The sequence below is a fragment of the Mycobacterium asiaticum DSM 44297 genome (assembly GCF_000613245.1).
Taxonomy (GTDB): Bacteria; Actinomycetota; Actinomycetes; order Mycobacteriales; family Mycobacteriaceae; genus Mycobacterium; species Mycobacterium asiaticum.
Map to the genome: position 1 here is coordinate 609015 of NZ_HG964939.1, position 5737 is coordinate 614751.

Sequence of the window (5737 nt, forward strand, 5' to 3'; positions counted from 1 at the left end):
TTGCCGAACAGTCCCGGCGGCGCCCCGGCACCGCCGACCGGGCCGGACCCGCCGGCGCCACCATTGCCGTACAACCACCGCCGGCCCGCCCGCGGCACCGGACCCCGCCGCCGCGTTGGCGCCGTTGCCGATCAGCGGGCGCCCAGTGAGCGTCAGGAAGGGCGCGTTGATCGCGTTGAGCAGCGGACTGGTTATCGACGCGGCGCTGGCGGCCTCGGCGCTGGCATAGGACCCCGCACCCGCGGACAGGGCCCGCACAAACTCGTCATGGAACACCGCGGCCTGCGCGCTCACCGCCTGATAGGCCTGGCCGTGCGCGCCGAACACCGCCGCCACGGCCGCCGACACCTCATCAGCGCCCGCCGCCAGCACCGCCTCGATGTTGCCCGCCGCCGCCGCATTGGCCGCCCCGAGCGTCGAACCCATACCCGCCAAATCCCTGGCCGCTGCGTCCAACAACTCCGGCAGCGCAATCACAAAAGACATCGGGCACCTCCCTGCGGGTCATGACCCAATAAGCCAGGACGGACCCGGGAGATGCCCCCGGGTCGTCACCGACCCTTGGGCAGAAAAGAATCATATCGCCGGGCAAGCTGCGAAACTGCCGATTCGCCCCAAAACTGCTCAGACGCAAAGAATTAACGGTTCCGATAAAACCGCTCAGTCGTCGATGTGCAAGGGTGGGTCGGCCACGGCGGGATCGGGCGGACGCTGGTCTGCGCCCATCGAGTCGCAGTGCTTGACCGGCACCTGATACGAACTCGCGCCGTGCGGAACCCAAGTCTGCACCGCGACGCAACGTTCCCAGGTGCCGTCGGGCTGGATGGGTCCGTCGCACTTGCTGATGACGCCCCATCCGGGGTAGATACAGCCAGCGCTGGCCGGTGGCGCCGCGGCGATCATTCCGGCGCCCGTCAGTGCGGCACCCAGGCCGGTGACGAAGGCGGCGATCCCTCGTGGGGACGTGATCGTGAATGCACTCATTGCGCCTCCTCGGACTACTGCAGCAATCATTGCATCGGCACGCGGTTGGCGTAACCGCCCGCGACGGACGGTGTGCGAACATCCATTGCGTGGCCAACCAGTACGCCTGGGTAGAAACGGATCAAGATCGCCGACGGCTCGCAATCCAGGGTGATGAAAAGGAGGCACCCGCGTGACGATGATCGACCCGCAGCTGCGCAGGCGGGCAAAGGTGTTTCGGGCACTGATGGCCAACCAGGACGAACGCAAGATTCGGCGCATGCGCCGGATCGAAGGCGCCATCGGGCGATACGCCCAGCGCCGCGCGATCTCCGGGATACAACGACAGACCGAATGGATCCCCCGTGCCGACGGAACCCAACTGCGCGTTGTGGTGTACAGCCCGCTCGAGCCGCAAAGCGGCGTCGCCGGTGTGCTGTACCTGCACGGCGGTGGCTACGCGCTGGGTTCGCCCGATCTGGAGGCGGTGGGCTGTCGTGCGCTGATCGAGCAGAGCGACTGCGTGGTCGTGTCACCGGACTACCGGCTCAGTACCGAAGCCCCTACCCGGCGGCCCTGGAAGATTGCTACACCGCGTTGCTCTGGTTGCGGGACAACGCCGAACGCCTGGGCGTGCGCAGCGACCAGCTGGTCGTATTCGGTGGCAGCGCCGGCGGCGGTCTGACCGCAGCGGTGACGCTGTATGCGCGGGACAAAGCCGAAGTGGGTATCGCCTTTCAGATGCCGCTGTATCCGATGATCGATGACCGCGCGAGCACGCCCTTCGCACAACACAACGACGCTCCGGTGTGGGACGCTGCGACGAACAAGGCGGCGTGGCAGATGTATCTCGGTGATTTGTATGGCACAGAACAGGTTCCGGCCTACGCCGCACCAACCCGCGCCACTGACTTCCGCGGGCTGCCGCCCACGTTCAGCTTCGTCGGTGACGTTGACACGTTCCGCGACGAGACGGTTGCGTACATGGAAGCGCTGAAAGCGGCGCAGGTTCCCACCGAGTTCCGGGTATTCCCCGGCTGTTATCACGGGTTCGAAGGTTTTGCCGGCAAGGCCGATATCAGTCAGCGGGCAATCCAGTATCGCAACCGCTGGTTCCGGCACGCGCTCGACACCTACTTCTGCGGTCAACCCCTAATCCACGGTCGCACTCCGTAGCCGGTCGGGCAACGTCAACTTGTGGATAATGCGTGTCGTCAATAAGAGTTGGCGCGCGAGTGGTCCGCACGTGTAAGGCAGGTCGTATTTGTGGCACAACGCCCGCACCCGCCTGGCGATCTCGGCGTACCGGTTACTGGGCAGGTCGGGAAACAGGTGGTGCTCGATCTGATAGCAGAGGTTGCCACTGGCAAATGCCAGGACGGGGCCGGCATTGAAATTCGCCGTTCCGAGCATCTGACGCAAGTACCAGTGAGCTCTGCTTTCATCGGCCACGACAACGGCGTCGAACTTTTCCGCACCGTCGGGGAAGTGGCCGCAGAAGATCACCGCGTAGGCCCACAGATTGCGCAGCACATTCGCGGCTGCGTTCGCGGCGAGGGTCCGGCGCCACCGCGCTCCGCTCAGCGCTGGGAACACAACGAAGTCCTTGGCTATCTGGCGCGCACTCTTGACCAGCAATACGCTCTTCGCATCGGTTTTGTCGGCACCCGCCAGCGGATGAGTGCGTGCGACGCGCAGGCCGTGCAGTGCAACGCCCCATTCAAATGCAATGGCCAACAACAGGTTTCGCAGCGGCTGCACTAGATGGCGGCGTTCCCACGGCTGATCACGAGTTACCCGCATGAACCCGAAACCCAGGTCGTCGTCCATGTCGAGGACATTGGTGAAGACGTGATGGCGGTAGTTGTGCGAATACCTCCACTGCGAGGACACACCCGCCATGTCCCATTCCCAGGTATTGGAATGGATTTCGGGGTCGTTCATCCAATCCCATTGACCGTGGCCGACATTATGGCCGATCTCCATGTTCTCGACACATTTGGCGAAGGCCAAAGATCCCACGCCGATAACCCACCCCACTCGGGAGCGGGTGAGGCCGAGCACCAGGCGCGACCACACCTCGAGCGCCCGATGGAACGCAATGGTGCGGTGAATATATGCCGCGTCGCGTTCGCCCCGCGACATCTCGATGTCGCGGCGGATTTGATCCAATTCAGCCCCGAGCGACTCAATATCGGCTGGGCTCAGATGCGCGAACTGCGCGACGTCGGCAATCGCCATCAGAGGATGTCCTCGCTTCGCAAGTGGCGCGATCGCCTTCGACGGAGAGCACGCAGATGGGCACGGCGCCTCAGGCCTGCCGAGTCAGGAGCGGCGCAGGTCGCCTCACACATCGGGCTGACCTTGGAAGTGGGCTTGCAGGCCGGCGATCATCATGTTCACGCCTTGGTCAAGGTGGGCGGCCCCGTCGTAATGGGCCAACTCGGAAGCTACGGCGCGAATCTTGGGGAATTGGCTCAGCGGCAGCCGGTGCAGACCGAGCCGGAGCAAGTAGTCGGTTTCCTCGGGATTCTCCACCACTTCCTGCAGTTCATCGAGGATGTGCCCGTTCAGGAATCCGAAAAACAGGCGATAGGCATGCAGCGCCTGCGGGGCGGTGAAACCTGCACTGACAAGCAGTTCAAGGAAGTCCTCCAAGGGGCGCAGCAACCCTGGCGGCCGTAACCCGAGGGGGGTGGCCAGCGGCCGGGTTACGAGCAAAGGGACCACGTTCGGGTGCGCGAGAGCGAGCCGACGAAAGTTGCGCGCCAGCTCACACAGCTCCGCGCGCCAGTCGGCCGCACCGGCGTCGATGGCGAGCTCGCTGAGGACGAGCTCGACGATGCCGTCGAGCAGGGCGGCCTTGTTCTCCGCGTAGCGGTAAAGCGACATCGCTTCCCGATCGACTGCCTGGGCCAGGCGTCGCATGGACAACGCCTCAACTCCTTCGGTGTCCACAATTTGCAACGCAGCCTGCAGCACCCGCTCACGCGTCAGCGCGACTCGACGAGGCGAACCTTGGCGCACGGACTCGGCCCCACCGCGTTTGCGCCCTGCCATGCCGCCTCCTCGCTAGCCAACACATTTCCGTCGAGACTTACATCATATACTTATACCGTACATTCTATGTATGCTTACATTGTAAGTATCGACGGCCAAGCTACCCCGGAAGTGTCCACCACCGCAGGAGGGCATCGGAGATCAGTGGCGAAGCGGCCCCCCAATCTCGAGGAGAGAAATGACGAACACCATCCACACCGACACCCGTACCGATGCGAACGCCGGTTACCCGCAGGGACAGCGCAGCCACGTGCCGACACGGCGCAGCGCTGAAACCAAGTTGTCACTGAAGACCAGCGAGCTGATCGCTTACCTCGGCGCGGTGACGGCAGTCGTTCTCACCGCGTTGATCGTCAGCGGCAACGACCAGGGCAGCGCCGACCCGTTCGGAGCCGCTGAGGCGCTGCGATACATCACCTGGTTGACGATCGGCTACATGGTGGCACGCGGGCTTGCCAAGTCCGGCAGCCACGAGAATCATTCCGCCTCCTAGGCGGACCGCCAAGGGGCCCGGCTTGCCTGGGCCCCACGGCACCCGCCCGTTCACATGGAACGGGCCAAGATAGAACCGAACGGATAGCGCGTTGCGCGACTTCACTTGCCCCCGTTGCGGCCAGCACCTCACGTTCGAGAACTCGCTGTGCCTGAAGTGCAAGAGCCGCGTGAGCTTTTCCCTTCGGCAGGGATCCTTGGTGACGTTCACCGACGCCTACCGACCGTGCGCCAACCTCTTTATCGCGGAGTGCAATTGGGTTCTGGATGCCAGCTCGGCAACCGGCCGTGCCGGCGAGTTGTGTGCATCTTGCCGGTTGACACGCACTCGGCCCCATCACAGTGACGCGGTTGGCATGGCGCAGTTCGCCGCCGCGGAAAGAGCCAAACGCCGCCTGATCGCAGAACTGGCAATGCTCGAGTTGCCGATCATCGGCCGTGACGAAGACCCCGACTTCGGGATGGCGTTCGACCTACTCTCCAGCGCTCACGGCAAGGTGCTCACCGGCCATGAGAACGGCGTGATCACATTGGATCTGGCGGAAGGCGACGATGTGCACCGCGAACAGCTTCGCATCGCCATGGACGAGCCCTACCGCACCTTGCTCGGGCATTTCCGGCATGAAACGGCGCACGCCTATTTCCACCGACTCGTCGGAGCATCACTGCCCAGACTCGCGCAGTTCCGGGCTCTCTTCGGCGACCCTGCCGCCGACTACCAAGCAGCACTGGACCGCCATTACAACCAGGGCGCGCCGGCGCGGTGGAAACAGGAGTTCGTGTCGTCCTATGCGACCATGCACGCCGCCGAGGATTGGGCGGAGACCTTCGCGCATTACCTGCACATCCGCGACACCATCGATACCGCCGGAGCCTTCGGATTGGCGCCGGCCACCGCGGCCTTCGGTCAGCGGATGCCAGAACTGAGCACTTTCGACACCCTCATCGCCAGGTGGCTGCCACTGGCGTGGTCGCTGAACATGGTGAGCCGCTCTATGGGTCGCGGTGACCTCTATCCCTTCATCCTGCCGACACCCGTGCTGGAGAAGATGCGTTTCATTCACACCGTCATAGGTGAGGCGGCCCGGAAGACGTCGGCGGCCGGCGTGGTCAACGGCAGATCAAGCGAGGACAGCAATCCCGTCGGCGCGGCGACGACGTAGGGCACCGCGTTGAGCAGCCGCATCGCGGTGGCGATCATGCCCTGGTCAGTCACGTTGTG

The 5737-nt window shown here is 64.2% G+C and carries 5 protein-coding genes and 3 pseudogenes; 3 read left to right on the plus strand and 5 right to left on the minus strand.

Translation table 11 applies throughout. The features are described 5' to 3' along the window. Both BN972_RS28625 and BN972_RS26895 read right to left on the minus strand, forming a co-directional pair. Positions 1-486: pseudogene (locus tag BN972_RS28625) on the minus strand (PE family protein); the annotation flags it as partial. A 174-nt stretch (positions 487-660) separates the two neighbouring features. Then, a complete protein-coding gene (locus BN972_RS26895; protein ID WP_099051246.1) occupies positions 661-903 on the minus strand; it encodes a CDGP domain-containing protein in 243 nt (80 codons plus the stop codon). A gap of 340 nt (positions 904-1243) precedes the next feature. Here BN972_RS26895 and BN972_RS30710 point away from each other — a divergent pair. After that, positions 1244-2139, plus strand: a pseudogene (locus BN972_RS30710) (alpha/beta hydrolase). Here the strand turns inward: BN972_RS30710 and BN972_RS26905 are convergent. Continuing rightward, positions 2116-3204, minus strand: a complete 1089-nt coding sequence (locus BN972_RS26905; protein ID WP_036365582.1) for a fatty acid desaturase family protein — start codon at positions 3202-3204, stop codon at positions 2116-2118. The pseudogene BN972_RS30710 and the gene BN972_RS26905 sit on opposite strands and share 24 nt — an antisense overlap. A 105-nt stretch (positions 3205-3309) precedes the next feature. After that, positions 3310-4023, minus strand: coding sequence for a TetR/AcrR family transcriptional regulator C-terminal domain-containing protein (locus BN972_RS26910; RefSeq protein ID WP_036365586.1), 714 nt, complete (start codon positions 4021-4023; stop codon positions 3310-3312). 178 nt (positions 4024-4201) lie between these two features. On the opposite strand from BN972_RS26910, the gene BN972_RS26915 reads away from it, so the two are divergent. Further along, positions 4202-4516 carry a hypothetical protein gene (locus BN972_RS26915; RefSeq protein ID WP_036365589.1) on the plus strand — a complete coding sequence of 105 codons (315 nt, stop codon included), beginning with the start codon at positions 4202-4204 and terminating at the stop codon, positions 4514-4516. Positions 4517-4607: 91 nt separating this feature from the next. Next, on the plus strand, positions 4608-5678 hold the full coding sequence (locus tag BN972_RS26920; protein ID WP_080697225.1) for a zinc-binding metallopeptidase family protein: 1071 nt from the start codon (positions 4608-4610) through the stop codon (positions 5676-5678). Here the strand turns inward: BN972_RS26920 and BN972_RS30715 are convergent. Further along, a pseudogene (locus tag BN972_RS30715) lies at positions 5672-5737 on the minus strand (hypothetical protein); the annotation flags it as partial. The gene BN972_RS26920 and the pseudogene BN972_RS30715 overlap by 7 nt on opposite strands.

What these genes read in the sequence shown, in the direction of transcription:
- BN972_RS26915 (WP_036365589.1), top strand. Translation starts at nt 4,202, where the DNA reads ATGACGAACACCATCCACACCGACACCCGTACCGATGCGAACGCCGGT.
- BN972_RS26910 (WP_036365586.1), bottom strand. Translation starts at nt 4,023, where the DNA reads ATGGCAGGGCGCAAACGCGGTGGGGCCGAGTCCGTGCGCCAAGGTTCG.
- BN972_RS26905 (WP_036365582.1), bottom strand. Translation starts at nt 3,204, where the DNA reads ATGGCGATTGCCGACGTCGCGCAGTTCGCGCATCTGAGCCCAGCCGAT.
- BN972_RS26895 (WP_099051246.1), bottom strand. Translation starts at nt 903, where the DNA reads ATGATCGCCGCGGCGCCACCGGCCAGCGCTGGCTGTATCTACCCCGGA.